The organism is Pseudomonas sp. B392_1p, assembly GCF_052245235.1.
Lineage (GTDB): Bacteria > Pseudomonadota > Gammaproteobacteria > Pseudomonadales > Pseudomonadaceae > Serpens > Serpens gallinarum.
Genome location: NZ_JBQPXM010000004.1, coordinates 44,704 through 68,415 on the forward strand (window position 1 = coordinate 44,704; position 23,712 = coordinate 68,415).

Below are 23,712 nucleotides of genomic sequence, written 5' to 3' on the forward strand. Positions count from 1 at the left end.
TGATGCGGGTCAAATCACCGCCTCGACAATGGGGTAAACTGCCGTATCTGTTTCCGGAGGTGCCCATGGCCAGCGAACGCCACTATTCCCCTGCCGACCGCCTGCTGCTCCAGGCTGATGCCGCACTGCGCACCCTGTTGCCCTTCAGCGGCCCCTCGACCCGGCCTTCACCCGCCATTTTGCAAACAGAAGCGACGCTCGACCCGGAAACGGCCCGCCACGTCGCCGGCCTGATGCGCGTCAACCATACCGGCGAAGTTTGTGCCCAGGCGCTCTATCAGGGCCAGGCGCTGACCGCCAAGCTGTCGCATATCCGCGATGCCATGGAACACGCCGCCGATGAAGAAATCGACCACCTGGCCTGGTGCGAACAGCGCATCCGGGAACTGGGCAGCCATACCAGCCTGCTCAATCCCCTGTTTTACGGAATGTCCTTTGCCATCGGCGCGGGTGCCGGCCTGATCAGCGACAAAGTCAGCCTGGGCTTCGTCGCCGCCACCGAGGACCAGGTGGTCAAGCACCTGGACGAACACCTGGCGCAGATCCCCGCCGAAGATGCCAAGAGCCGCGCCGTGCTTGAGCAAATGCGCATCGACGAAGAACAACATTCCAGCAATGCCTTGGCGGCGGGTGGCTATCGTTTCCCCGCGCCAGTGAAATTCGGCATGTCGCTGATGGCCAAGGTCATGACCAAGACCGCCTATCGGATCTAGGCTCTGCATGAACGACAAAGGGCGCCCAGGCGCCCTTTGTCGTTCATGCAACAGCAGTCGTCTCAACCCAGCTCGACGATCTCATAGCTGTGGCCCATGTCTACGCCCGCACGACCGAGCATGATCGACGCCGAGCAATATTTTTCTGCCGACAGGTCCACCGCACGCTTCACCTGAGGTTCCTTCAAGCCACGCCCCTTGATTACAAAGCGCAGGTGAATTTTCGTGAACACCTTGGGGTCTTCATCAGCCCGCTCGGCCTCGAGAAAAGCCTCGCAACTTTCCACAGCCTGGCGTGACTTCTTGAGAATGCTCACCACATCGAAACTGGCACAGCCACCCAGGCCCAGCAGTAGCATTTCCATCGGTCGCACGCCCAGGTTACGACCGCCATTTTCCGGCGGACCATCCATGACCACCACATGGCCGCTACCCGACTCACCGAGAAACATCGCCTCGCCGGCCCACTGAATGCGCGCTTTCATCGCTACCACTCGCTCTCACCTGTTGAAAGGCGCGCAGCTTATCACAGCTGTTTGAGCCGCCCTGACCCGCGACTTTTGCCGAAACCAAGCGCAGGATGAGAGGCTGGTCACGAAATGCCGATACCAAAGCAAGGGTGACTGTTAAGTTGCCAGCTGTTAAATGGCACACTCCGCCTATAACTAGAACAAAGGGCTGTTCGCCAGAACGCACCTTACATTTTTGGGAACTTGAGCATGGTCGCTATCAGCATTCCGTCAAAAAACAAACACCTCGATAAACTTTTGGCACATTGCCACCGACGCCGCTACACCGCGAAAAGCACCATCATTTATGCAGGTGATCGCTGCGAAACCCTGTTTTTCATCATCAAGGGATCAGTCACCATTCTTATCGAGGATGATGATGGTCGCGAGATGATCATCGCCTACCTGAATACGGGCGATTTCTTTGGCGAGATGGGCCTGTTCGACCAGAACGGCGCCGAGCAGGAGCGCAGCGCCTGGGTACGCGCCAAGACCGAATGCGAAGTCGCCGAGCTGAGCTATACCAAATTCCGCGAACTCGTCCAGCAAGACCCGGACATCCTCTACGCCCTGGGTAGCCAGATGGCCGAGCGTCTGCGCAACACTACACGCAAAGTGGGCGACCTGGCATTTCTCGACGTGACCGGTCGCGTGGCGCGCACCTTGCTCGATCTGTGCAAGCAGCCCGACGCCATGACCCACCCGGACGGCATGCAGATCAAGATCACTCGCCAGGAAATCGGCCGCATCGTCGGCTGCTCCCGCGAAATGGTCGGTCGCGTGTTGAAGGCTCTGGAAGAACAGGGCCTGGTGAACGTCAAAGGCAAGACTATGGTGGTATTCGGCACACGCTGAGCCAACACACCAAAATAAAAAAACCGGCCAATTAGGCCGGTTTTTTTATGTCCGCTGCGCCACTTAGGGAAAGAACAGTCGCTTGAGCTCCGCACCCGGATCCTCGGCACGCATGAACGCTTCACCGACGAGAAAGGCATACACATCGTTGGCGGCCATCAACTCGACATCCGCACGCCCGAGAATGCCGCTTTCGGTTACCACCAGACGATCCGCCGGCACGCGGCTTTTCAGCTCCAGCGTGGTGTTTAGGCTGACCTCGAAGTTATGCAGGTTGCGGTTGTTGATGCCCAGCAACGGCGTGTCGATGCGCAAGGCACGCTCTAGCTCGTCACCGTCATGCACTTCTACCAGCACATCTAGATGCTGCTCTTTGGCCACCGCAGCCAGCTCAGCCATTTGTCCGTCTTCCAGGTTGGCAACGATTAGCAGCACGCAGTCCGCGCCCAGCACACGGGACTCGACGATCTGGTAGGGATCGATCATGAAGTCCTTGCGAATCACCGGCAGCGAACAGGCGGAGCGCGCCTGTTGCAGGTAGGCATCGTCGCCCTGGAAGAAGTCGATGTCGGTGAGTACCGACAGGCAGGCGGCACCGCCCGCTTCATAACTGCGGGCTATCTCGGCCGGCATGAAGCGTTCGCGAATGATGCCCTTGCTGGGCGAGGCTTTTTTTACCTCGGCGATCACCGCCGCTTCGCGACGGGCAACGCGATCACGCAGAGCCTGGGCGAAACCACGGGGTGCATCGGCCTGCTTGGTCAGCGCCTCCAGCTCGGCAAGACTGACCCGCGCACGACGCTCAGCAACCTCCTCAGCCTTGCGGGCCACAATTTTATTCAACACGGATGGGATGCTCATTGGGCATTCTCCTGACGGAATATGGCCGTGAAGGAGACCAGCTCCTGCAGCTTGTCCAGAGCCAGGCCGCTGAACAAGGCGTCATGAGCCATGTGCACGCCGTCTTTCAAGGTGCTGGCGATGTCGGCGGCATACAGCACCGCACCGGCATTGAGCACGATCATGTCGGCAGCCTTCTGACCGTTTTCAGTCTTGCGCTTGCCCAGGGCATCCTCGATCAGCGCCAGGGATTCCTGGGCATCGTTAACAGCCAGGCCAATCAGGGTCTGGCTCTTGATGCCGAAGTCCTCCGGCTTGATCACGTATTCGGTGACCACCCCATCTTTAAGCTCGGCCACGTGGGTCGGCGCGGCCAGGCTGACTTCATCCAGACCGTCCTGGGAATGCACCACCAACACATGCTTGCTGCCCAGACGCAGCAGCACCTCGGCAAGTGGCCGGCACAACGCCTTGCTGAATACGCCGAGCACTTGGTGCTTGACGCCAGCCGGGTTAGCCATCGGACCAAGGATGTTGAACAGGGTACGCATGCCCAGCTCCTTGCGGGCCGTGCCGGCAAAGCGCATGGCGCCGTGGTAGGCCGGAGCGAACATGAAGCCGACGCCAACGGTATCGATGCTGCGCGCCACCTGCTCAGGAGTCAGTTCCAGATACAGCCCCGCAGCCTCCAGCAGGTCAGCGCTGCCGCTCTTGCCAGACACCGCGCGATTGCCGTGTTTGGCGACCTTGCCGCCCGCAGCGGCGACCACGAAACTGGCGGCGCTGGACACGTTGAAAATGTTGGCGCCATCGCCGCCGGTGCCACAGTTGTCGACCATGCCTGCACCGACCAGCGGCATCGGCGTGGCCAGCTCGCGCATCACCTGCACGGCACCGACGATCTCGTCGATGGTCTCGCTCTTCATGCGCATGCCCATCAGGAAGGCGCCGATCTGCGCATCCGTACACTGGCCGGTCATGATTTCGCGCATCACCGACTGCATTTCCTCGGTGCTCAGATCCAGATGGTTCACCACCCGATTAAGGGCTTCTTTAATATTCATTGGCGCACGCCTCCGGATTGTTTGAGAAAGTTGGCAAAGAGTTCATGGCCTTGCTCGGTAAGGATCGACTCCGGGTGAAACTGCACCCCCTCGATGTTCAGCGTCTTGTGCCGCAGGCCCATGATTTCATCGACACCGCCGTCGTCGAGCTGGGTCCAGGCCGTCACTTCCAGGCACTCCGGCAGCGTATCGCGCTTGACCACCAGTGAGTGGTAACGGGTCACGGTGAGTGGGTTGCTCAGTCCGGCGAACACGCCGTGATGCTCATGGAATACCGGGCTGGTCTTGCCATGCATGGCCACGCGGGCGCGCACCACCTCGCCGCCGAAGGCCTGACCGATGCTCTGATGGCCGAGGCAGACACCGAGGATCGGCAGTTTGCCGGCAAAATGGCGGATGGCTTCCAGCGAGATCCCCGCCTGACTGGGCGTGCAAGGGCCGGGCGACACCACGATGCGCTCGGGTTGCAGCGCCTCGATATCCGCCACACTCAGTTGGTCGTTGCGCACCACATGGACATTCGCGCCCAGCTCGCCGAGGTACTGGACCACGTTATAAGTGAAGGAATCGTAGTTATCGATCATCAGCAGCATGGTTGCTCTCCTTCACGTGCCGTGTTGTTCGGCCAGGGCCACTGCGCGAAACATCGCGCGGCGTTTATTCAAGGTTTCTTCCCACTCAAGGGCGGGTTGTGAGTCGGCAACGATACCGGCGCCAGCCTGCACATGCAGCGCGCCGTCCTTTATCACTGCGGTGCGGATGGCAATCGCGGTGTCCATGTTGCCGTTCCAGGCCAGGTAACCGACCGCGCCACCGTAGACGCCGCGCTTGACCGGCTCCAGCTCGTCGATGATTTCCATCGCCCGTACCTTCGGCGCGCCGGACAGGGTTCCGGCCGGCAGGATGGCACGCAGCGCATCCATGGCCGTCAGCTCGGCCTTGAGCTGGCCGGTGACGTTGGACACGATGTGCATGACGTTGGAATAGCGTTCGATGACCATTTTCTCGGTGACTTTCACCGAGCCGGTGTCGGATACCCGACCCACGTCGTTACGACCCAGGTCGATGAGCATCAGGTGTTCGGCCAGTTCCTTGGCGTCGGACAGCAGGTCCTGCTCCAGCGCCAGGTCGGCCTCCTCGCTCGCGCCGCGCGGACGGGTGCCGGCGATCGGGCGTACCGTGACCGTGCCGTCCTCGACGCGCACCAGCACCTCTGGCGAGGAGCCCACCACGTGGAAGTCGCCGAAGTTGAAGAAGTACATGTAAGGGGTGGGGTTGAAGCAGCGCAGGGCACGATAGAGGTCGATGGGCGCAGCCTTGAAGGGAATCGACATGCGTTGCGAAATCACCACCTGCATGCAGTCACCGGCGAGGATGTAATCCTTGATCCGCGCCACAGCTCCCTCGAAATCGTCCCGGCTAAAACTGGAGCGGAACGTGGGCTCGGCACCGCCAATCTGAGCAAGATCCAGGCCCAGACGCGGCGTGATTGGCTGGCGCAGCGTGTCGCGTAACTTGCGCAGACGCGCCTGACCGTTCTCGTAGGCATTCGCCTCCGCCGGATCGACCAGCACGATGCAGTGCAGTTTGCCGGCCAGGTTGTCGAACACCACCACGGCGTCGGACACCATCAGCAGGATGTCCGGCGTGCCCAGCGGATCAGGATTCGGGCACTGCGCCAGCTTCTGCTCCACATAGCGCACGCTGTCGTAACCGAAGTAACCGACCAGACCGCCGTCGAAGCGCGGCAGGCCGCCAAGAGTCGGCACCCGGTAACGGGCCTTGAACTGTTCGACGAACGTCAGCGGATCGTCAACCTCGGCCTCTTCGATCAACTCGCCGTTCTCGCGAATTTCAGCGTGGTGGCCATAAACGCGCAACACGGTGCGGCTGGGCAGGCCGATGATCGAATAGCGGCCCCATTTCTCGCCGCCCTGCACCGACTCCAGCAGGTAGCTGTTGGGCGCATCGGCGAGCTTGAGATACAGCGACAGCGGCGTATCGAAATCCGCCAGGGTTTCGAACGCCAGGGGAATGCGGTTGTAGCCGTCGGCGGCCAAACGCAGGAAGTCTTTGCGGGTCATGTCAGCCTCGTGGTCGGAGGGATATACACATAAGGTCGGGCAAACGGGCCGGCGCCATCAGGGCCGGCGAGGCAAAAGTCAGGCGCGCCAGCGCCAACGGGCCAGGGCCTTGATGACTTTCATCCACTGTTTGCGGGTGACCACCACGATCTGAACTCTTTGGCGGGAAATGACATTGAGCCGCAACACTAGCTCAGCGCCGCAGCGCTGGCAACCAGCGCACGCAGGTCGTCAAGTACCAGCGCCGGTGATTCCTCGGCAATCGGTCGACCGTGGTTGTAGCCATAGGACAATGCCACGCAAGGCACGCCCGCCGCGTTGGCGGCGTGCACATCATTGCGCGAATCACCAATGAACAGTGCATCCCCAGCACTGACTCCGGCCTTGTCCATGACCCAGAACAGCGCCGCCGGATCGGGCTTCTGCTGGGGCAAGGTATCGCCGCCGACCAGCCAGCGGAAGTAACCGCCCAAGCCCTTCTCTTCCAGCAAGGGCGCGACGAACTCACTCGGCTTGTTGGTCACCACAGCCAACGGGATGTGCTTGTCCGCCAGCCAGTCCAGGCACTCGTGCACACCAGGATAGACCGTCGTCAGCACGTGACTGCCGGCATAGGCCTGCATGAATAGCGCCAGGGCCTGCTGCGCCAGTCCGTTGTCCACGTGATCGTGCTCAAGCTCTCCAGCCAGGGCACGGCGTACCAACACCAGCGAGCCGTTGCCCACCCAGTTGCGTACCCGCTCGATACCGGCCACCGGCCGACCGAGCTGGGCAAGCATGCTGTCCACCGCTGCCGTCAGGTCAGGCACCGAATCCACCAGCGTGCCATCCAGATCGAACATCACCAGGCGCGGCAGACGACCGTTGAACAGCTGTTCCAGACGCGTCATGAGCGGACCTGCGCCAGCTCGGCGCGCATGGCGTCGATCACTGCCTTGTAGTCGGGCTGATTGAAAATCGCCGAGCCAGCCACGAAGGTGTCGGCGCCCGCTTCGGCGATCGCGCGAATGTTCTGCACATTGACCCCACCATCGATTTCCAGGCGAATGTCGCGGCCGGACGCCTCGATCAGCGCGCGGGCTTCACGCAGCTTGTCGAGCGTACCGGGAATGAACTTCTGCCCGCCAAAACCGGGGTTGACGCTCATCAGCAGGATCATGTCGACCTTGTCCATCACGTACTTCAGGCTGTCCAGCGAGGTGGCCGGATTGAACACCAGGCCCGCCTTGGCGCCACCCGATTTAATCAGCTGCAGGGAGCGATCAATGTGCTCGGAGGCTTCCGGGTGGAAGGTGATATAGCTGGCGCCGGCTTCGAGGAAGTCGCCAATGATGCGGTCTACCGGCTTGACCATCAGGTGGGCGTCGATGGGCGCAGTGATGCCATATTTGCGCAGCGCCGCGCAGACCATCGGGCCGATGGTCAGGTTGGGCACGTAATGGTTGTCCATGACATCGAAATGCACGATGTCGGCACCGGCGGCGAGCACCTTGTCCACTTCCTCGCCGAGGCGGGCGAAATCGGCGGACAGGATCGACGGGGCGATGGCGAAGGGTTGCATGGGCGGCTCCTCGGGGCGAAAGCGGGATGCGACGCATTGTACCCCTCACCGCCTTCGGCGTGCTCATGGGCCGCTGGTCGCTGTACGCAGGCGTTCGTTACGTCCACGCAGCCATTCCAGCGTCAGCAGCAGCAACACGGAGAAGGCGATCAGCAAGGTAGCGGCGGCGGCAATCGTCGGGCTGAGGTTCTCGCGGATACCGGTGAACATCTGCCGAGGCAAAGTGGCCTGCTGTGGGCCAGCGAGAAACAACGTGACCACCACTTCGTCAAACGAGGTCGCGAAGGCAAATAGCGCGCCGGAAATCACTCCCGGCGCAATGATCGGTAACGTGATGCGGAAGAATGCCGTCAGCGGAGGCGCCCCCAGACTTGCGGCGGCACGCACCAGGTTGCTGTCGAACCCCTGCAACGTTGCCGTCACGGTGATCACCACAAACGGCACGCCGAGCACCGCATGCACCACAATCAGCGACAGGTAGCTGTTGACCAACCCCAGCGGTGCGAAGAACAGGTAACAGGCCACCGCCACGATGATTACCGGCACCACCATGGGAGAAATCAGCAGGCTCATCAGCAGTGCCTTGCCGCGAAACTCGCTGCGCGTCAGCCCCACCGCCGCCAAAGTGCCGAATATAAGCGCCAACAACGTCGCGCCTGGCGCGATGATCAGGCTGTTTTTCAGCGCGCGCATCCAGTCGGCCGAGCTGAAGAACTCCGTGTACCAGCGCAGGGAGAAGCCCTGCAGCGGATACACCAGAAAGGAGCCGGAGTTGAACGACAGCGGCACGATTACCAGCACCGGCAGGATCAGGAATAGCAGCACCAGGGCGCAAAAGATGCGCAGGCTGTAATGCCATACTCGCTCGATGGGCGAGGCGTAGGGGGTCAGCATATGGAGCTCCTAGTCCTTTATCCCAGGCGCAGCCGGCCGGCGCCCACAAGCCAGCTGTAGACGATATACAGCAGCAAGGTGGCGAATAGCAGCAGCCCACCCAGGGCTGTGGCCATGCCCCAGTTGATCGAGGTGTTGGTGTAGAACGCCACGAAGTAACTGATCATCTGATCGTTCGGACTGCCCAGCAGCGCCGGGGTGATGTAGTAGCCGATGGACAAAATGAACACCAGCAGGCCACCGGCACCGATCCCGGGCAAGGTCTGCGGGAAATACACCCGCCAGAAACTGGCGAACGGATGGCAACCGAGGGAGATCGCCGCGCGCATGTAAGACGGCGAGATGCCTTTCATCACGCTGTAAATTGGCAGAAGCATGAACGGCAGCATGATGTGCACCATGGCGATGTACACGCCACTGCGGTTGAACACCAGCTGCAACGGCTGCTCGATCAGCCCCAGTTTCAGCAGCGCGCCGTTGATCAGACCACCGGACTGCAACAGCACGATCCAGGCGGCCACGCGGACCAGAATCGACGTCCAGAAGGGCAACAGCACCAGAATCATCAACAAATTGCTTTGCCGGGTCGGCAACGTAGCCAGCAAGTAGGCCAGCGGATAGCCCAGCAGCAGACAACAGACGGTGACGACCGCCCCCATCCAGAAGGTGCGCGCAAAAATATCCAGGTAGATCGCTTGGTCAGGCGTGGTTGCCGATAGCTCACCCTGCTCGTCTATACGCAGATCGAGCGCAGCGAGCAGGTAGTAAGGCGTCACCCCGCGGGCGTTGCGGCGCATGACCTGCCAGTAGGCCGGATCGCCCCAGCGTGCATCGAGCTTGATCAATGCGTCCCGATAGCTCACCGGTTCAGGCTTAAGCGGCATGACACGCGCGGTTTTCGACAACAGGCTACGGTAGCCAGGCAATTCCAGATTCAGGCGCTTGGAAAGATCACCGAGCCGCTGTTGCCGGCGCGCCTGATACAGATCCTCGCCCAGCGCGCGATAGGCCCCTTCGCCTGGTAAGCCCTGGCCGTCCCAATCGGCGAGAATCGCCAGGGTTTCCGGCAGACCGCCCACCACTTCCGGGTTGTCGACACTGCGCATCAGCAACGCTCCGATCGGCACCAGAAACGTCAGCAACAGAAACAACAATAAGGGCAGGATCAGCGCCTGGGATTTCAGGCGCGTCAGCCGTTCGGCGCGGGCCAGGCGGCGCTTGAGCGACAGCCCGGCCCTGAGTGGCATCGGCGCGATGGCCATAGATCACTCCGTTTGATGAGCGGCCCGCCCGGTCATGGGCGAGGACGCCTGCTCAGCGTGCAGCCCAGGCGTTGAAACGCTGTTCCAGCTGCTCGCCGTAGTCCGCCCAGAAGGTCACGTCGATGGCCACTTGGTTGGCAATGTTTTCCGGGGTGGTCGGCATCAGCGGTAGGCGCGCCGGGTCCATCAGCTTGACGGCGCCCTTATGGGTCGGCCCGTAGGCGATGTTGTCGGAGAAGATCTTCTGCTGTTCGGGCCGTAGCGAGAAGGCAATGAATTCCAGGGCCTGCTCCTGATTCTGGGCGCCTTTGGGAATTGCCCAGGAGTCGAAATCATAGATACCGCCGTTCCAAACGACCTGCAGGTTGCTCTCGTTCTGCACAGCGGCAATACGCCCGTTGTAGGCCGAGCTCATCACCACGTCGCCAGACACCAGATACTGCGGCGGCTGCGCACCGGCTTCCCACCACTGGATATGCGGCTTGAGCTGATCAAGCTTGGCGAATGCCCGGTCAACGCCTTCAGGCGTTGCCAATACGTCGTAGACCTCCGCCGGGGCGACGCCATCGGCCATCAGGGCGAATTCCAGCGTGTATTTGGCCCCCTTGCGCAGGCCCCGCTTGCCGGGGAATTTCTGTACATCCCAGAAATCAGACCAGCCGGTCGGCGCGGCTTTCAATTTGTCGGCGTTGTAGGCGAGCACTGTGGACCAGACGAAGAAACCCACACCACAGGGCCGAAAGGTGCCGGGAATGAAGTCATCCGGATTGCCGAACCGCTCCAGGTCCAGCTCCACGAACAATCCCTCGTCGCACCCGCGCGCCAGCTCAGGCGACTCCACCTCCACCAGGTTCCAGGTCACGCTATTGGTATCGACCATGGCCTTGACCCGGGCCATTTCGCCGTTGTATTCACCGGCCAGGATGCGGTTGTCGGTGGCTTTCGCGAAGGGCTCATAGAACGCCTTGACCTGGGCCTGCTTGCTTGCCCCGCCAAACGACACAGCGGTCAAATCCACCGCCAGGGCGGGTCCCGCAGTCGCCAGAGTGGCGGCCAGGAATGTGATTCTCAGAGTGGTCATCATTGTTGTTGTCCCCGCTCGTTGTGTGGTTGGCATGTTTAATGGCCTGTTTGGCTAGTTCAGTTAGTCAATTTCGGCGCCCGAGGCCCCGATACTGCGTTGCCACTCCTCGCCATAGCCCTGCTATGACTCGTCGTGGCGCCTTGTCTCGGAACCTCAGGCATCCGAACTTGAGGGAACCAACTAACAGGCCACTAGCGTTTATTTATTCCGTCGTCAGGGGGTCGAGCGCACGCACATGCTCGACCTGCCAGCCCAACGGCACCACGTCGCCGACCCGCAACTCGGGATCGAGCTCGGCAATTGGCTGCTTGACGAAAAAATTATTTTGCCCGGCGACTTCCAGCCGCATCCGCACGTGGTCGCCCAGGTAAATGAACTCCATCACCCGCCCGGCAAAGCGATTGGCGCATGCGGCACTGTGGCCGTTGAGTAGCACCCGCTCCGGCCGCACGGACAGGCTCACCGGCTCGCCCGGCTGACCGACCTGTACCGCCAGCGCTTCGACGGTTTCGCCTTGGGGCAGTCGAACCACACAATGCTCGCCGCTGCGACTGAGCAACTGGCCATTGATGCGGTTGTTCTCACCAATAAAGTTGGCAACGAAGGCATTTTGTGGCTCTTCGTAAAGCACCCGCGGTGGCGCGACCTGCTGGATCTCGCCCTGATGAAAAACTGCCACCCGGTCGGACATCGTCAGCGCCTCGCCCTGGTCGTGGGTGACATACACCACGGTCACGCCCAAGTGCCTGTGCAAATGGCGTATCTCCATTTGCATGTGTTCGCGCAGTTGCTTGTCCAGTGCCCCCAGCGGTTCGTCCATCAGCACCAGCTGAGGCTCGAATACCAGAGCACGTGCCAGCGCCACCCGTTGCTGCTGGCCACCCGATAATTGCGCGGGGTAACGATGGGCAAAGGCATCCAGTTGCACCATGGCCAGCGCCCGGCTTACCCGCTCGGCGATTTCCGCCTTGCCTTGCCCTCGCACGCTGAGCGGAAAGGCCAGGTTTTCCCGCACCGTCATGTGCGGAAACAAGGCGTAATTCTGGAACACCATGCCGATATCGCGCTTGTGCGGCGGCACATGCTTGATTGAGCGGCCGTTAAGGAGGATGTCTCCGGCGGTGGGCGTTTCGAAGCCGGCGAGCATCATCAGGCTGGTGGTCTTGCCCGAGCCGGAAGGGCCGAGCAAGGTCAGGAATTCACCCTGGCGAATATCCAGGTTGAGGTCCCTGACAATCAGTGTTTCACCGTCGTAGCTCTTCTGGATGCCACGAAAGCTGACCAAGACTTCGCCTGTCGGTGCATCAACCATTGAAATGACCATTCGAAAGTTTGTAGTCCGGCGATTCAAAAGCCCGGTTTCGTCACCGAGCTGCCTGAAACCTGCCTTTAAAAGCGTAGCGTCAATCGGCAAAAGCGCACCTGACAGGGTTTCAATCAGGCATTCATTCGGTCCACGGGCGGCGTAACCTGACAACCTCTCGATTGGGCTTTAGACTCCCTATTTTTCAGCCCCCGGTCCGTTGCCATGCCGCGTAACCTTGCCGCCCTCCTTCCCCCGCTGACATTGGCTTTCTTCATGTCGGGAGCCATCGCCGAGGACAACCTCGACGAGGCCACGCAAGCCATTACTCAAGTCGAACAACCGGAAACTGCTGCGCCACGGCCCGCGCCTGACAGCCGCAGCGAAACGGCCGCCGTGGCGTTGCAACGTCAAGTGCCAATTCATCAGCAGTTGCAACTGGATGGCGGCAATGATGCATTCCTGGGCCTGTGGCAACCGGCTAACCAGGCGCAGGCCAATGGGCTGGTCATCATTCTGCCCGGCGAGGGCGAAACGGCCGACTGGCCGCGGGCAATCGGCCCGCTGCGGCGCCAGTTGCCGGATGCTGGCTGGAGCACGTTGAGCCTGACGCTGCCCGACGCGCCCAATGCCGGTATCGCCCCGCGCCGGGTAGCCGAGGCGCCGCTACCGCTGGAAAGCACCGCAGCCGAAGACGCAGCGCAAGCCCCGGAAACTGCAGAGTTCCCCGTTCCCGCCACGAATGAGGAGATGCAAGCGTCGCTAGAGGCAGAAAGCCTGGAGCTCGGTGACTATGCTGCCGAGCCTGTCGAGGAAGCGGTCATTGATGCCGATCAGGCCCACAGCGAGCAGATGCTAGCCCGCATCGACGCAGCCCTGGAATACGCCTACCAACAGCAACCGCGCACCATCGTGCTGCTTGGCCATGGCACGGGCGCCTACTGGGCTGCGCATTACCTGCGTGAAAAGCAGCCACACGGGGTTGCCAACCTGTTGCTGGTGGCGCCGCGCGCGCCCGAGGACGTTGTCCCTGGCCTTGATGAAGTTCTGCCCGACCTGCGCCTGGCGACCGGTGATTTCTATTACCGCAATATCCCCGCGCAGCGCAGCGCGGCCCGTGAGCGTCTGCAGGCCAGCAAGCGTCAGAAACACCCAAGTTACGTGCAAGTGGGCCTGCAAGCACTGCCTGGCGACGCACAAGCCGAACAAGGGCAACTGGTACGCCGCGTTCGCGGCTGGCTGGAGCTTGAGCCCCGCGCCAGTCGCTAGGACTGTTCGCTAACGATTGGCTCCCGCAACCGCTGGCTCAGCTTCTAAGAGTGGATGTCGAGTCGCGCATCCATTCATCCCCACCTAGTGGTCATGGTTCGTTGCGATGAGAAGCAACGTTTACTGAATGGCGCCTGGAATCAGAAGCCGTGGCGCTCGCGAACCAAAGCGTAGGCACTGTGCAGCTCACCGGTTTTCTCCGTGGCCAGGCGAACTTCGCTTTCGCTGGCGCCAGCGCCCGCTTGCTTATCGGGATGGTACTGACTGAGCAGGCGCCGATACGCGCGCTTAATTTCCTTTTCATCGCTGTTTTCGTTCACGCCCAACAGGTGCAACGCAGCTTCATAAGCGTTGCGTGCCCGCGTGGTGACGGTGGCCGTACTACCGCGCGTTTCATGTTGGGTGCGCTGATAAAGCGATAACACTTGACCCGGCGAACAACCGGCCCAGCGGCCCCAGAGCAGGATCAGGTCGCGCTTGCGGTCACTGACCTTGCCCTCTGCTGCGGCCAGGCGCCAGCAACTGCTGAGCAGACGGCGCACCAGCTCGGGTCGGTTGCGCAGGCGATGCAAGGGCAAGCGCAAGCCATCGCCGCCCGTTTTACCGCGCGTAAAGGCGGCGATAGCCTTTTTGCGACCTTCGGCATCCAGGTGCAGTCGGCGCATTTCCTCCCGTGTCTGGGCAATATGCGCCTCATCCACGCGCCCTTCACTCTTGGCCAGACGGCCAAGCAAAAGAAACTGCAGATCGTTGTCGGGCAGTTCTTCGGCCCAGCCCAGTCGCTTGGCCAGCCCCCCCCAGGATTTCAGGCGCAGGCGTCGATCAACGCTATGGCCCAGCACGCCGCCCAGCAGTGCGCCTGGAATACTGGCCAACGCCAGCCCGGCGACGGCGCCCAACAAAGTGACAGGCCAAAGCATGGGTCAAGATTCTCCAGTCAGCAGGCGCTCGACCTGCGCCAGTCGTTCATGAGTGCCGACATCGATCCAGCGCCCTGAATAATATTCACCGCTGGCCTGACCATCGGACAGCGCCTGGCGCAGCAACGGCGCCAGCTTGAATGCGCCGCCCGGGCACTGAGCGAACAAGCGAGGGTGCAAAACGGCGATTCCGCTATAGGTTAGACGCGAGATCGCCTCTTCGGTGGCCAATTGCCCAGCACTCCAGCCAAAATCACCGCCAGGATGATGCTCAGGGTTATCGACCAGAACCAGATGGGCTGAAGTCGACCATTCGCCGCGCAGCCGACTGAAGTCGTAATCGGTCCAGATATCACCATTGACCACCGCAAACGGTGCTTCTCCAAGCAGCGGCAGCGCGCGCTGGATGCCGCCACCGGTCTCCAGCGGTTCACCTTCCGGCGAATAGACGATACGCACGCCGAAGCGAGCGCCATCCCTCAGATAATCCTCAATCTGCGAGCCAAGCCAGGCGTGGTTGATAACCAGCTCGGTAAAGCCCGCCGCCGCCAGCGCCCGCACGTGGTACTCGATCAAGGGCATGCCGCCGACCCGCACCAACGGTTTGGGCGTATGCAGCGTCAACGGACGCAGCCGCTCGCCCTTGCCTGCGGCAAGAATCATGGCCTTCATCGCGAGACTTCCTCGGCGCGCAAGGTGGCGAGCAATTCACCCAGCTCCGCAAGCTCTGGCCGGCGGGCTACCACTTCGTCCAGATAGGCGAAGAAGCGCGGCACGTCACCGAGGTAGCGGGGCTTGCCATCGCGATGGCAGATGCGCGCGAAAATACCGATCACTTTCAGGTGCCGTTGCACGCCCATCAGGTCGCTGGCGCGCAAGAAATCCTCGAACTGCTCGGGCACCTTAATGCCCTGCGCATGCGCTTGCTGCCAATAGCGTTGCAGCCAGGCATCGACACGCGCTTGAGGCCAACTAAGGAAGGCATCTTTGAACAAACACGTAATGTCATAGGTAACCGGGCCGTATACCGCATCCTGAAAATCCAGCACACCAGGATTGGGCTCGCTGAGCATCAGATTGCGCGGCATGAAGTCGCGGTGTACCAACACCTGGGGCTGCGCCAAGGCGTTATCAATCAGCAACGTGCAGATCCGTTGCCAGGCAGCCAGTCGCTCGCCTTGCCATTCGATTCCCCGCTCATGCTTCAAGTACCAGTCGGGAAACAGTTGCAACTCTCGGCGCAGCAGCGCTTCATCGTAAAGCGGCAGACCCGGATCCAGGGGTAGCTGCTGGAATGCCAACAGCGCACGCACCGCGTCCTCGAACAGCACATCGGCATTCGTGTCGTCGATCACATCCAGATACGTTTGGCGTCCCAGATCGTCGAGCAGCAGAAAGCCGTGCTGCAGATCACTGGCGAGTACGCGCGGCACATGCACACCGGCGGTCGCCAGCAACGCAGCCACGTTGACGAAGGGTCTACAGTCTTCTTGAGGTGGCGGCGCATCCATGAGAATCAGGCTGCGTCCCTCGGCCTCCCAGCGAAAATAGCGGCGAAAGCTGGCGTCGCTGCTGGCAGGGGTCAAGGTACCCTGTGGTACGGTTCCCCAGCCATGCTCTGCGAACAGGTGCGACAATTGCTGGTCGAACCAGGCAGATAGTTGTTGCAGACGAACATCAGGTTCAAGCATTCAGGAGTCTCCGACGGCGCTGGCCGTTACGCAGGTCATGTTTTATCATCCAAAATCTTTATCAGCCCATTGAGAGGCGTGCGACGGCTCTTCGCAGGCCCTTCGAGCGCAGGAAGCCGGACCCGGAAGATGGCCGATACCCCCCCCGCATTTCGCAAAAAACTTCCGCTGCTGGTGACCGGAGGCATGCTCGCCTTGCAATCCGTTGCGGCTACATTCGTCAGCGCGGAAGAGCAGTTCGATTGTCGCGCGGTAAGCGCCGATGATTGGGCGTGCGCCCCTGTGGATGACGCCGAAACCGCCGACCTGCCGCCGCGTCCGCAGCATAGCAGCTCCGACCCTGAGCCGGCAGCGACACAAACGCCCCAATCCCAGGCATCCACCGCACTCGCACCCAATCCATACCGTCATCTCGACTGGGTACCCCGCGAGCAACTCAACGCCGCGCAACTGGCCGAAGTCGGCCCGTACTGCATGGGCAGCTACGTCGAACCACAACGCCCGGGCATGTATGACACCACGCCGCGCGACCAATCGCCGACCTACGCGTCGGCCAACGCCTCGGTGTACGAGCAGCGCGATGAACGCACGACCCTGACCGGCGATGTGGTCTTGCGCCAGGGCAGCATGCAGGTCGAGTCCGACACGGCGCACCTGAACCAGCTGCAAAACCGCGGCATTCTGGACGGCAATGTCCGCCTGCGTGACAACGGCATGCTGGTGCTGGGCGATCATGCCGAACTGCAGCTGGACACGGGCGCCGCCCAGGTGGATAACGCCGAGTACGTTATCCACCAGACCCATTCACGGGGCAGCGCACGCTATGCCAAGCGTGAGGAAACCGCCGTCGTGCGCCTCAAAGACGGCACTTACACGCGCTGCGAGCCGGGCGAAAACACCTGGCACCTGAGGGGCAACACCGTCACGCTCAACCCGGCCACCGGCTTTGGTACCGCCACCAACGTGACACTGCGGGTCAAGGACATTCCGGTGTTCTATACGCCGTACATTTATTTCCCAATTGATGAGCGTCGCCAAACCGGTTTCCTGGCCCCCAGCATCAGCACCTCGAGCGACACCGGCTTCAGCTTGCAAACGCCGTTCTACATCAACCTGGCGCCGAACTACGACGCCACGCTCTATCCGCACTATATGACCGAGCGCGGCTTGTTGATGGAAGGTGAATTCCGCTACCTGGGCAAGAACAGCGAAGGCCAGTTTGGCGCCGCCTGGCTGGATGACAAGGAAACCGAACGCGAACTGCAGTCCGAGTACGAATCCAACCGCTGGATGTACAGCTGGCAACACCGTGCCGGTCTGAGTTCACGCCTGCTGGCCGAGGTCGACTACACCGACATCAGCGATCCCTACTACTTCCAGGACCTGTCCACCAACCTGGGCATCGGCACCTCGGACTTTCTCAACCAGCGCGGCAGCCTGAGCTGGCGCGGCGACAGTTTTACCGCGCGCCTGGCCGCCCACGGCTACGAAATGACCTCGGTCACCGACGTGACACCCTACAATCGGATGCCGCAATTGACGGTGAATGGCCGCCTGCCGGTGCAGCCGGGCGGATTGAATTTCAGTTATGGCGCGGAATACGTGCAGTTTGAGCGCAGCCTGCGTAGCGGCCTGTTCACCGATATTGATGGTAACCAGACCCGTTGGTATGACGAGAACTTACGTGGCCTGAAGCGCGCCGAAGGCAGCCGCGTACATCTGGAGCCCAGCGTCAGCCTGCCACTCCAGTGGACCTGGGGATTCATCAAACCGACGGTCAAATACGCCCACACTCAATACGACCTGGATCTGGATACCAGGGGGCTTGCCACGCTGGGCACGGGCAATACATTTGACGATGCCCCGGATCGCGGCATCCCGATCTTCAGCCTCGATGCAGGCCTGTATTTCGATCGCGATACCCAATGGTTTGGCAAACCCTTCCGGCAAACGCTGGAACCACGCCTGTTCTATCTGTACGCGCCCCACGAAGACCAGGATGACATCCCAATCTTCGACACTGGTGAGAGCACCTTCAGCTATTCCTCCCTGTGGCGCGACAACCGTTTCTCTGGCAAGGATCGCATTGGCGACGCCAATCAGCTGTCGTTCGGGTTGACCAACCGCTGGATCCAGGCCAACGGCTTCGAGCGCCAGCGCTTTTCCATCGGGCAGATTTTTTATTTCCGGGATCGCGAAGTCCAGCTACCCGACATACGCTACGAAACCCGTGCCGATGCACTGTCGTCGGTGTCGCCTTACGCGCTGGAATATCAGTACCGTTTCAATCAGGACTGGCGCCTTAATTCGACCTTCAACTGGGACCCGGATGCTCACCGCACTCGCTCCGGCAGCGCCATGTTCCATTACCAGCCGGCTGACAATCCCAACAAGATCGTCAATGTGGGTTATCGCTACCGCAACGACATTACCCGTTATGACCCGGTTACGGGCTTGTATGGAACCAACCCGGACTTCGGCACGCCCGGCAGCCCCAACTACGTCAAGAACTACTACAAGATCAGCCAGCATGACTTCTCGACCATCTGGCCCATCGTGCCGCAGTGGAGCCTGATTGCCCGCTGGCAGCATGACTACAGTCGCAACCGCACCCTGGAAGCCATGGGCGGTTTCGAATACGACAGCTGCTGCTGGAAACTACGTCTGGTCAATCGTTACTGGATCGACTACGACGAGACCAGCCTCGACCCCGCCCAGAACGACGACCCAGACCGCGGCATCTTTCTGCAAATTGTCCTCAAAGGACTCGGCGGAGTTACCGGCAACAAGTTAGAGTCCTTCCTCGACCAAGGCATTCAAGGTTACCGAACACGTGAAGACCAAGCTTTCTGATTGTCTGCGCCCGCTGCTGTTGGGCGCGCTGTTGTTCACCGGCACGGTCACGGCCGACGTCCGCCCCCTGGATCGCGTGGTCGCCATTGTCGACAACGATGTGATCATGCACAGCCAACTGCAGCAGCGCCTGAACGAAGTCCAGCAAACCATCGCCAAGCGCGGCGCGGCCCTGCCCCCCGAACATGTGCTCAGCCAGCAGGTGCTGGAACGGCTGATCATTGAAAATATTCAGCTGCAGATCGGCGAACGCTCGGGCATCCGCATCGGTGATGAGGAGCTCAATGGCGCCATGGCCAGCATTGCCCAACGTAACGGCATGAGCCTGGCGCAGTTCCAGGCCGCCCTGGCCCGCGACGGCCTGTCCTATGAAGAAGCGCGCGATCAGGTGCGCCGCGAGATGATCATCAGCCGTGTGCGTCAGCGCCGTGTCGCCGAGCGCATCCAGGTTACTGACCAGGAAGTGCAGAATTTTCTCGCCTCCGACCTGGGCAAGCTGCAGCTGTCCGAAGAATTTCACCTGGCCAATATTTTGATCCCGCTGCCCGACGGCTCCTCCAGCGAAACCATCCAGGCCGCCGAACGCCAGGCACGCGAGGTTCACCGGCAACTACGTCAGGGCGCCGATTTCGCCCAGCTGGCGATTACCCGCTCGGCCAGCGAAACGGCCCTGGAAGGCGGCGACATGGGCTGGCGCAAGGCAGCCCAACTGCCGGCCCCCTTCGATTCGATGATTTCCTCCCTGCGCCCCGGCGATATCACCGAGCCCCTGCGAGCACCGGGCGGCTTCATCATTCTCAAATTGCTCGACAAGCGCGGCGGCGGCACCCTGGTGCGCGAAGAAGTGCACGTGCGGCATATCCTGATCAAACCCAGTGAAATCCGCAGCCTGGACGAAAGCCGTCGCCTGGCCGAGCGCCTGCATCAACGCCTGCAAGCCGGCGAGGATTTTGCCACCCTGGCCAAGCGCTTCTCCGAAGATCCGGGCTCGGCCCTCAATGGTGGCGATCTCAACTGGATCGACCCCAATGCCCTGGTGCCCGAATTCCGCGCGGTGATGGCCAATACGCCGGCCGGTCAACTGTCCAAGCCGTTCCAAAGCCCCTTCGGCTGGCACGTGCTGGAAGTCCTCGGCCGCCGCGCAACCGACAGTAGCGCCCAGTTCCGCGAACAACAGGCGCTCACCGCCCTGCGCAACCGTAAATACGACGAAGAATTGCAGACCTGGCTGCGCCAGATCCGTGACGAGGCGTATGTAGAGGTCAAACTGTAACAAAACCCTGAAAAGCCACCTGGCTCCAAAATCAGAACCAGGTGGGCCCGCTTGCAGCGCTGCCTTTGTGAGACGTCTGAGTCCCCCAGTTGGCCTCTGCCACAGCCACTGTGCCGGCGTGTCTGTTGTCCCGTCGTTTTGACCCTAGTGTCGCCCGACGCCTGCTATCGAGGTCTGTCATGTCCGAACCCCGTCGCTTTGCCCTGACCCCCGGTGAGCCGGCCGGTATCGGCCCGGACTTGTGCCTGCTCCTGGCCCGCCAGGCTCAACCGCATATTCTGGTGGCCATCGCCAGCCACGAGCTGCTGGAACAGCGCGCCGCCCAGCTTGGCGTACCGATTACTGTCATCGCTGTCGGACCCTCCGCATGGCCCAGCGCCCCTGCCTCGGCAGGCAGCCTGTATGTCTGGGACACTCCGCTAGCAGCCCCCGCGCAAGCCGGTCACCTGGACCCACACAATGCCGCTTACGTGCTGGAAACCCTGCGTCGCGCCGGCCAAGGCTGCCTGGACGGCGACTTCGCCGGCATGATCACCGCCCCGGTTCACAAGGGTGTAATCAACCAGGCAGGTGTCCCCTTTTCGGGACACACAGAATTTCTCGCCGAACTGACCCACACCGAGCAAGTGGTGATGATGCTCGCAACCCACGGCCTGCGGGTGGCCCTGGTCACCACCCATCTGCCGCTCAAGGATGTCGCCGCCGCGATTACCCCCGAACGCCTGGAACGGGTCACGCGCATCCTGCATGCGGACCTGGTGGAGAGGTTCGGGATCGCCCAGCCACGCATTCTGGTCTGTGGCCTCAACCCCCATGCCGGTGAAGGCGGCCACCTCGGTCGCGAAGAACTCGACATCATCGCACCCAGTCTGGCGCGCCTGCGCGACGAAGGTTTCGACCTGATCGGCCCGCTGCCGGCTGATACGCTGTTCACACCCAAGCATCTGGAGCAGTGCGACGCGGTGCTGGCCATGTATCACGACCAAGGATTGCCTGTGCTCAAATACAAAGGTTTCGGCGCTGCGGTCAATGTCACCCTGGGCCTGCCGATCATCCGCACCTCGGTCGACCATGGCACCGCCCTGGACTTGGCGGGCACGGGCCGGATTGATACCGGTAGCCTGCAGGTGGCCCTGGAGACGGCATACCAGATGGCTGGCAGCCGGCGTTAAAGCCGCAACCAGACCGCAAGAGTCTGTTTGTGGTGCAAAGATCTCCATCGCCCTGCGCCACAACAGCTGATGACGTGCAGCGTGAGGCAACGGTTCACTGGTAAACTGCGCCTCTTTCCTTTTTGTCTTGAGCGTTGCGCCTGCCGCGTGCAGCCGAAGCCTGGAGCTGCCCTGATGTCCGAATACCAACACCGCGCACGCAAGCGCTTTGGCCAGAATTTTCTGCATGATGCGGGCGTGATTCATCGCATCCTGCGGGGCATTTATCCGCGTGCCGGCGAGCATCTGGTGGAAATCGGTCCGGGCCAGGGTGCCTTGACCGAGGGTTTGCTGGACAGCGGCGCGCGATTGGATGTCATTGAACTTGACCTTGACCTGATACCGATCCTGCAGGGCAAATTCGGCAGCCTGCCGAACTTTCACCTGAACCAGGGAGATGCGCTCAAATTCGATTTCACCCGGCTCAGCGAAGATGCACACAGCCTGCGCATCGTCGGCAACCTACCCTACAACATCTCCACCCCGCTGATTTTCCACCTGCTCGATCATGCCCACCTGATCCGCGACATGCATTTCATGCTGCAGAAGGAGGTCGTTGAGCGCTTGGCCGCGGCCCCCGGCGGCGGCGATTGGGGCCGCTTGTCGATCATGGTTCAGTATTACTGCCGTGTGGAGCACCTGTTCAATGTCGGCCCCGGCGCTTTCAACCCGGCGCCCAAGGTCGACTCGGCGATTGTCCGCCTGACGCCCCATGAAACGCTGCCGCATCCGGCTCAGGACCCTCGCATGCTGGCACGCGTGGTGCGCGAAGCCTTCAATCAGCGCCGCAAGACGCTGCGCAACACACTGAAGAATCTGCTGCCTGCACCGGCCATCGAGGCCGCCGACGTGGACGGCGGCTTGCGTCCCGAGCAATTGGACCTGGCCGCTTTCGTGCGCCTCGCCGACCAACTGGCCCTGCAGACAACGCACGGCGAAACGCCCTAGACTCGAACCTCGCCTTACTGTGAGAGCCTTGCATGTCCGATAGCCGCCACCTCATCGACGTCAGCGTCGTCACCCGCTACCTGCCCGAGCGCTCCCAGCCGGATGCCCAGCGGTTCGCCTTTGCCTACACCATTACCGTGCTTAACAGCGGCGCTGTAGGTGCCCAACTGCTCAGTCGCCACTGGATCATCACCGACGGCGACGGCCAGGTGCAGGAAGTGCGCGGCGAAGGCGTGGTCGGCCAGCAACCTCACCTGCCGCCGGGGCACAGCCATACCTATACCAGCGGTACGCTGATGCACACCGAAGTCGGCAGCATGCAGGGCAGCTTCCACATGCTGGCCGACGATGGCCAGCACTTCGAGGCGATCATCGCGCCCTTTAGCCTGGCCGTTCCCGGAGCGTTGCACTGATGGCGCTGTATGCCGCTGGAGACGTGCAAGGTTGCCTGCAACCGCTGAAATGCTTGCTGGAGCGGGTCCACTTCGATCCGGCCCATGACCACTTGTGGCTGGTCGGCGACCTGGTCAACCGCGGCCCGCAATCGCTGGAAACCCTGCGCTTCCTGTATGCCATGCGTGATTCGGTGACCACCGTGCTAGGCAACCATGACCTGCATCTGCTGGCCATTGCGAATAACATCGAACGCCAGAAAAAGCACGACACCCTGCGCGAGATTCTCGACGCTCCCGACCGCAACGACCTGCTGGACTGGCTGCGCCGACAGAAGCTGCTGCACTACGACGCCGAGCGAGACATTGCCTTGGTGCATGCCGGCATTCCGCCGCAATGGACCTTGCAGGAAGCCCTGCAGCGCGCCGGTGAAGTCGAGGAAGCCCTGCGCGACGACGCCCGCCTGCCGCTGTTTCTCGACGGCATGTACGGCAACGAGCCCGAGCAATGGAGCGAGGAGCTGCACGGCGCCGCGCGCTTGCGCGTGATCACCAATTACTTCACGCGCATGCGTTTTTGTACCGCAACGGGCGCCCTTGATCTGAAAAGCAAGGAAGGCCTGGGTAGTGCACCGTCCGGCTACGCGCCTTGGTTCAGCCACCCTGGTCGCAAAACCCGCGGACAAAAGATCATCTTTGGCCACTGGGCGGCCCTGGAGGGCAACTGCAACGAGCCCGGCCTGCATGCCCTGGACACCGGCTGCGTCTGGGGCAACGCGATGACCTTGTTGAACGTGGACAGCGGAGAACTGCACCGCTGTGATTGCCCCAAGAAGCAACCACGCGGCAAAAATGCCAAAACCCAGACGCCTATAGCCCCGGCGTAAAATGGGGTGCTCTTGGGCATCGCTGCGATGCCCCTAAGGGTGCTCGAGGCCGGCATCGCACCAGCAGCCGGCCCAACATGCCCCCTCGCTTTCTACAGG

At 61.5% G+C, this 23,712-nt stretch carries 23 protein-coding genes; 9 read left to right on the forward strand and 14 right to left on the reverse strand.

The window, feature by feature from the left end:
* Positions 1-65: 65 nt before the first annotated feature.
* A complete protein-coding gene (coq7, locus tag ACTV8E_RS06870) occupies positions 66-713 on the forward strand; it encodes a 2-polyprenyl-3-methyl-6-methoxy-1,4-benzoquinone monooxygenase (RefSeq protein WP_443198995.1) in 648 nt (215 codons plus the stop codon).
* Between the two features lie 62 nt (positions 714-775).
* Here coq7 and ACTV8E_RS06875 read toward each other — a convergent pair whose 3' ends face one another.
* Positions 776-1,198, reverse strand: a complete 423-nt coding sequence (locus ACTV8E_RS06875; RefSeq protein WP_251834662.1) for an OsmC family protein — start codon at positions 1,196-1,198, stop codon at positions 776-778.
* A 234-nt stretch (positions 1,199-1,432) separates the two neighbouring features.
* Here ACTV8E_RS06875 and crp point away from each other — a divergent pair, with 234 nt between their 5' ends.
* A complete protein-coding gene (crp, locus tag ACTV8E_RS06880) occupies positions 1,433-2,077 on the forward strand; it encodes a cAMP-activated global transcriptional regulator CRP (RefSeq protein ID WP_251834661.1) in 645 nt (214 codons plus the stop codon).
* Between the two features lie 63 nt (positions 2,078-2,140).
* On the opposite strand, the gene trpC is transcribed toward crp, so the two are convergent.
* The 10 genes from trpC to ACTV8E_RS06930 form a co-directional block, all read right to left on the reverse strand.
* Positions 2,141-2,938: an indole-3-glycerol phosphate synthase TrpC gene (gene trpC / locus ACTV8E_RS06885; protein WP_443198996.1), complete on the reverse strand. Its 798-nt coding sequence runs from the start codon at positions 2,936-2,938 to the stop codon at positions 2,141-2,143.
* Positions 2,935-3,981 (reverse strand): anthranilate phosphoribosyltransferase, encoded by a 1,047-nt coding sequence (gene trpD / locus ACTV8E_RS06890; protein WP_443198997.1) that lies wholly within the window; start codon positions 3,979-3,981, stop codon positions 2,935-2,937. Before trpD ends, trpC begins: the two co-directional genes overlap by 4 nt.
* Positions 3,978-4,574 (reverse strand): aminodeoxychorismate/anthranilate synthase component II, encoded by a 597-nt coding sequence (locus ACTV8E_RS06895; protein WP_251834658.1) that lies wholly within the window; start codon positions 4,572-4,574, stop codon positions 3,978-3,980. The genes trpD and ACTV8E_RS06895 overlap by 4 nt, the downstream gene beginning before the upstream one ends.
* A gap of 12 nt (positions 4,575-4,586) precedes the next feature.
* Positions 4,587-6,065: an anthranilate synthase component I gene (gene trpE, locus ACTV8E_RS06900; protein WP_443198998.1), complete on the reverse strand. Its 1,479-nt coding sequence runs from the start codon at positions 6,063-6,065 to the stop codon at positions 4,587-4,589.
* A gap of 188 nt (positions 6,066-6,253) precedes the next feature.
* A complete protein-coding gene (locus ACTV8E_RS06905; protein WP_443198999.1) occupies positions 6,254-6,955 on the reverse strand; it encodes a phosphoglycolate phosphatase in 702 nt (233 codons plus the stop codon).
* Positions 6,952-7,626, reverse strand: coding sequence for a ribulose-phosphate 3-epimerase (gene rpe, locus ACTV8E_RS06910; RefSeq protein WP_251834656.1), 675 nt, complete (start codon positions 7,624-7,626; stop codon positions 6,952-6,954). Before rpe ends, ACTV8E_RS06905 begins: the two co-directional genes overlap by 4 nt.
* Before the next feature lie 63 nt (positions 7,627-7,689).
* On the reverse strand, positions 7,690-8,520 hold the full coding sequence (locus tag ACTV8E_RS06915; protein ID WP_443199000.1) for an ABC transporter permease: 831 nt from the start codon (positions 8,518-8,520) through the stop codon (positions 7,690-7,692).
* A gap of 17 nt (positions 8,521-8,537) precedes the next feature.
* Positions 8,538-9,782 carry an ABC transporter permease gene (locus ACTV8E_RS06920; protein ID WP_443199001.1) on the reverse strand — a complete coding sequence of 415 codons (1,245 nt, stop codon included), beginning with the start codon at positions 9,780-9,782 and terminating at the stop codon, positions 8,538-8,540.
* Between the two features lie 52 nt (positions 9,783-9,834).
* Positions 9,835-10,866, reverse strand: coding sequence for an ABC transporter substrate-binding protein (locus ACTV8E_RS06925; RefSeq protein ID WP_443199002.1), 1,032 nt, complete (start codon positions 10,864-10,866; stop codon positions 9,835-9,837).
* A 202-nt stretch (positions 10,867-11,068) separates the two neighbouring features.
* On the reverse strand, positions 11,069-12,178 hold the full coding sequence (locus ACTV8E_RS06930; protein WP_251834652.1) for an ABC transporter ATP-binding protein: 1,110 nt from the start codon (positions 12,176-12,178) through the stop codon (positions 11,069-11,071).
* Positions 12,179-12,394: 216 nt separating this feature from the next.
* Between ACTV8E_RS06930 and ACTV8E_RS06935 the strand changes: the two genes are divergently transcribed.
* Positions 12,395-13,438, forward strand: coding sequence for an alpha/beta hydrolase family protein (locus ACTV8E_RS06935; RefSeq protein WP_443199003.1), 1,044 nt, complete (start codon positions 12,395-12,397; stop codon positions 13,436-13,438).
* A 140-nt stretch (positions 13,439-13,578) separates the two neighbouring features.
* Here ACTV8E_RS06935 and ACTV8E_RS06940 read toward each other — a convergent pair whose 3' ends face one another.
* Genes ACTV8E_RS06940 through ACTV8E_RS06950 form a run of 3 tightly spaced genes read right to left on the reverse strand, consistent with a single transcriptional unit; the run spans position 13,579 to position 16,049 of the window.
* Positions 13,579-14,358 (reverse strand): DnaJ domain-containing protein, encoded by a 780-nt coding sequence (locus tag ACTV8E_RS06940; protein ID WP_251834650.1) that lies wholly within the window; start codon positions 14,356-14,358, stop codon positions 13,579-13,581.
* Positions 14,359-14,361: 3 nt separating this feature from the next.
* Positions 14,362-15,030 (reverse strand): N-acetylmuramate alpha-1-phosphate uridylyltransferase MurU, encoded by a 669-nt coding sequence (gene murU / locus ACTV8E_RS06945; RefSeq protein WP_443199004.1) that lies wholly within the window; start codon positions 15,028-15,030, stop codon positions 14,362-14,364.
* Positions 15,027-16,049 (reverse strand): aminoglycoside phosphotransferase family protein, encoded by a 1,023-nt coding sequence (locus tag ACTV8E_RS06950; protein ID WP_443199005.1) that lies wholly within the window; start codon positions 16,047-16,049, stop codon positions 15,027-15,029. Before ACTV8E_RS06950 ends, murU begins: the two co-directional genes overlap by 4 nt.
* 129 nt (positions 16,050-16,178) lie before the next feature.
* Here ACTV8E_RS06950 and ACTV8E_RS06955 point away from each other — a divergent pair, with 129 nt between their 5' ends.
* The 6 genes from ACTV8E_RS06955 to ACTV8E_RS06980 all read left to right on the forward strand — a co-directional run bounded on the left by ACTV8E_RS06955 (position 16,179) and on the right by ACTV8E_RS06980 (position 23,613).
* The gene (locus tag ACTV8E_RS06955) at positions 16,179-18,902 is read left to right on the forward strand and encodes an LPS-assembly protein LptD (RefSeq protein WP_251834647.1); all 2,724 of its coding nucleotides are present in this window, start codon (positions 16,179-16,181) and stop codon (positions 18,900-18,902) included.
* Positions 18,883-20,175, forward strand: a complete 1,293-nt coding sequence (locus tag ACTV8E_RS06960) for a peptidylprolyl isomerase (protein WP_251834646.1) — start codon at positions 18,883-18,885, stop codon at positions 20,173-20,175. The genes ACTV8E_RS06955 and ACTV8E_RS06960 overlap by 20 nt, the downstream gene beginning before the upstream one ends.
* A 179-nt stretch (positions 20,176-20,354) precedes the next feature.
* The gene (gene pdxA / locus ACTV8E_RS06965; protein WP_443199006.1) at positions 20,355-21,347 is read left to right on the forward strand and encodes a 4-hydroxythreonine-4-phosphate dehydrogenase PdxA; all 993 of its coding nucleotides are present in this window, start codon (positions 20,355-20,357) and stop codon (positions 21,345-21,347) included.
* Between the two features lie 174 nt (positions 21,348-21,521).
* The gene (gene rsmA / locus ACTV8E_RS06970; protein ID WP_443199007.1) at positions 21,522-22,334 is read left to right on the forward strand and encodes a 16S rRNA (adenine(1518)-N(6)/adenine(1519)-N(6))-dimethyltransferase RsmA; all 813 of its coding nucleotides are present in this window, start codon (positions 21,522-21,524) and stop codon (positions 22,332-22,334) included.
* A 32-nt stretch (positions 22,335-22,366) separates the two neighbouring features.
* A complete protein-coding gene (apaG, locus tag ACTV8E_RS06975) occupies positions 22,367-22,747 on the forward strand; it encodes a Co2+/Mg2+ efflux protein ApaG (protein WP_251834643.1) in 381 nt (126 codons plus the stop codon).
* Entirely contained in the window at positions 22,747-23,613 is an 867-nt protein-coding gene (locus ACTV8E_RS06980; RefSeq protein WP_443199008.1) for a symmetrical bis(5'-nucleosyl)-tetraphosphatase, read from the forward strand. The genes apaG and ACTV8E_RS06980 overlap by 1 nt, the downstream gene beginning before the upstream one ends.
* Positions 23,614-23,712 lie beyond the last annotated feature (99 nt).

What these genes read in the sequence shown, in the direction of transcription:
- coq7 (WP_443198995.1), top strand. Translation starts at nt 66, where the DNA reads ATGGCCAGCGAACGCCACTATTCCCCTGCCGACCGCCTGCTGCTCCAG.
- ACTV8E_RS06875 (WP_251834662.1), bottom strand. Translation starts at nt 1,198, where the DNA reads ATGAAAGCGCGCATTCAGTGGGCCGGCGAGGCGATGTTTCTCGGTGAG.
- crp (WP_251834661.1), top strand. Translation starts at nt 1,433, where the DNA reads ATGGTCGCTATCAGCATTCCGTCAAAAAACAAACACCTCGATAAACTT.
- trpC (WP_443198996.1), bottom strand. Translation starts at nt 2,938, where the DNA reads ATGAGCATCCCATCCGTGTTGAATAAAATTGTGGCCCGCAAGGCTGAG.
- trpD (WP_443198997.1), bottom strand. Translation starts at nt 3,981, where the DNA reads ATGAATATTAAAGAAGCCCTTAATCGGGTGGTGAACCATCTGGATCTG.
- ACTV8E_RS06895 (WP_251834658.1), bottom strand. Translation starts at nt 4,574, where the DNA reads ATGCTGCTGATGATCGATAACTACGATTCCTTCACTTATAACGTGGTC.
- trpE (WP_443198998.1), bottom strand. Translation starts at nt 6,065, where the DNA reads ATGACCCGCAAAGACTTCCTGCGTTTGGCCGCCGACGGCTACAACCGC.
- ACTV8E_RS06905 (WP_443198999.1), bottom strand. Translation starts at nt 6,955, where the DNA reads ATGACGCGTCTGGAACAGCTGTTCAACGGTCGTCTGCCGCGCCTGGTG.
- rpe (WP_251834656.1), bottom strand. Translation starts at nt 7,626, where the DNA reads ATGCAACCCTTCGCCATCGCCCCGTCGATCCTGTCCGCCGATTTCGCC.
- ACTV8E_RS06915 (WP_443199000.1), bottom strand. Translation starts at nt 8,520, where the DNA reads ATGCTGACCCCCTACGCCTCGCCCATCGAGCGAGTATGGCATTACAGC.
- ACTV8E_RS06920 (WP_443199001.1), bottom strand. Translation starts at nt 9,782, where the DNA reads ATGGCCATCGCGCCGATGCCACTCAGGGCCGGGCTGTCGCTCAAGCGC.
- ACTV8E_RS06925 (WP_443199002.1), bottom strand. Translation starts at nt 10,866, where the DNA reads ATGATGACCACTCTGAGAATCACATTCCTGGCCGCCACTCTGGCGACT.
- ACTV8E_RS06930 (WP_251834652.1), bottom strand. Translation starts at nt 12,178, where the DNA reads ATGGTTGATGCACCGACAGGCGAAGTCTTGGTCAGCTTTCGTGGCATC.
- ACTV8E_RS06935 (WP_443199003.1), top strand. Translation starts at nt 12,395, where the DNA reads ATGCCGCGTAACCTTGCCGCCCTCCTTCCCCCGCTGACATTGGCTTTC.
- ACTV8E_RS06940 (WP_251834650.1), bottom strand. Translation starts at nt 14,358, where the DNA reads ATGCTTTGGCCTGTCACTTTGTTGGGCGCCGTCGCCGGGCTGGCGTTG.
- murU (WP_443199004.1), bottom strand. Translation starts at nt 15,030, where the DNA reads ATGAAGGCCATGATTCTTGCCGCAGGCAAGGGCGAGCGGCTGCGTCCG.
- ACTV8E_RS06950 (WP_443199005.1), bottom strand. Translation starts at nt 16,049, where the DNA reads ATGCTTGAACCTGATGTTCGTCTGCAACAACTATCTGCCTGGTTCGAC.
- ACTV8E_RS06955 (WP_251834647.1), top strand. Translation starts at nt 16,179, where the DNA reads ATGGCCGATACCCCCCCCGCATTTCGCAAAAAACTTCCGCTGCTGGTG.
- pdxA (WP_443199006.1), top strand. Translation starts at nt 20,355, where the DNA reads ATGTCCGAACCCCGTCGCTTTGCCCTGACCCCCGGTGAGCCGGCCGGT.
- rsmA (WP_443199007.1), top strand. Translation starts at nt 21,522, where the DNA reads ATGTCCGAATACCAACACCGCGCACGCAAGCGCTTTGGCCAGAATTTT.
- apaG (WP_251834643.1), top strand. Translation starts at nt 22,367, where the DNA reads ATGTCCGATAGCCGCCACCTCATCGACGTCAGCGTCGTCACCCGCTAC.
- ACTV8E_RS06980 (WP_443199008.1), top strand. Translation starts at nt 22,747, where the DNA reads ATGGCGCTGTATGCCGCTGGAGACGTGCAAGGTTGCCTGCAACCGCTG.